This is a genomic window from Bacillus sp. EB V-12, assembly GCF_056158125.1.
The window spans coordinates 1-1,446 of the sequence record NZ_JBUXJL010000049.1 but is presented as its reverse complement, the minus strand read 5'-3'; the positions used below and the strand labels follow the sequence as shown (position 1 = coordinate 1,446).

1 protein-coding gene is annotated in these 1,446 nt (G+C 36.6%); it reads left to right on the top strand.

Annotated elements, in window-relative coordinates; translation table 11 throughout:
• The first annotated feature begins 55 nt into the window (after positions 1-55).
• Positions 56-1,410 (top strand): IS3 family transposase gene (locus ACZDYH_RS30315; RefSeq protein WP_474888038.1). Its coding sequence is split into 2 segments (ribosomal slippage): positions 56-509 and positions 509-1,410, totalling 1,356 coding nucleotides; the frame shifts between segments, so codons are not numbered across the junction.
• The last annotated feature ends 36 nt before the right edge of the window (positions 1,411-1,446 follow it).

Sequence of the window (1,446 nt, the reverse complement as noted above, 5' to 3'; positions counted from 1 at the left end):
TGAACTGCACCCCAATTGTTAGACACAGTCTAACAATTGGAGGTGCAGTTTTTCTATGGCTAAATTTACAGCTGATGAAAAAATACAAATCGTTCTACGTTATTTGAACGGAAATGAAAGTTATCGAGAAATGGGTAGATCGCTCGGTATAAGTGACACAATCATTTTGAATTGGGTAAACCAATATAAACAGAATGGTCTGGAAGCTTTTCTAAAACGATGTACAAATTACACACAACAATTTAAACTAGACGTACTAAACTTTATGATTGAAAGCGGTATGTCCTTATTTGAGACGGCAGCTATCTTTAATATTCCTGCCCCTTCAACGATTTCTGTTTGGAAAAAACAGCTCGAAACACAAGGAATTGATGCCCTTCAATCTAAGAAAAAGGGGCGTCCATCCATGAAAAAAGATTCAAATAAACAATTAAAACAACCTCTAGCTGAAGGGTCAGTCGAAGCACTTGAAGCACGCATTAAACAGCTTGAGATGGAAAATGAGTACTTAAAAAAGTTAAATGCCTTAGTTCAAAACAAGGAAAAATCACAAAACAAGACAAAGCGCAAGTAGTCTATGAATTAAGGCATAAATATTCGGTGAAGGCACTCGTGGAGCTAGCTACTATTCCTCGAAGCACGTATTATGATTTAGTAAAGAAAATGAATCGTCCAGATGTAGATGCCGATTTGAAAGCTGAGATTAAAGCGATTTATGAGGAAAATGAAGGTCGTTATGGTTACCGTCGCATTCGTGATGAATTAACGAATCGTGGCCAGAAAGTGAACCACAAGAAGGTACAGCGCATTATGAAAGTGCTTGGGTTAAAGTGTGTTGTGCGTATGAAGAAATATAAATCCTATAAAGGAAAAGTCGGTAGAATTGCACCTAATATTTTAGAGCGTAATTTTCATACAGATGCACCGAATCAAAAGTGGGTAACAGACATCACAGAGTTTAAATTATTTGGAGAAAAACTGTATGTATCACCTGTATTAGATTTGTATAATGGTGAAATTATTACCTATACAATTGGTTCTAGACCGACGTATTCGCTTGTTTCAGACATGTTAGAGAAAGCATTGGAACGTTTACCTGAAACCCACCAGCTACTGATGCATTCGGATCAAGGATGGCATTATCAAATGAGACAGTACGTCCGGACACTTGAATCAAGAGCTATCGTGCAGAGTATGTCTCGAAAAGGCAACTGTTACGACAACGCAGTAATAGAAAATTTCTTTGGGATTATGAAGTCGGAGTTCCTCTACATAAAAGAATTTGAAAATGTAGAGCACTTTAAAATAGAATTAGAAAAATATATAGATTATTATAATACGAAACGGATTAAGGCAAAATTAAAAATGAGCCCGGTACAATACCGGACTCACTTTTATCAAGCTGCCTAATGAAATAACCGTGTCTAACTTTTAGGGGTCACTTCA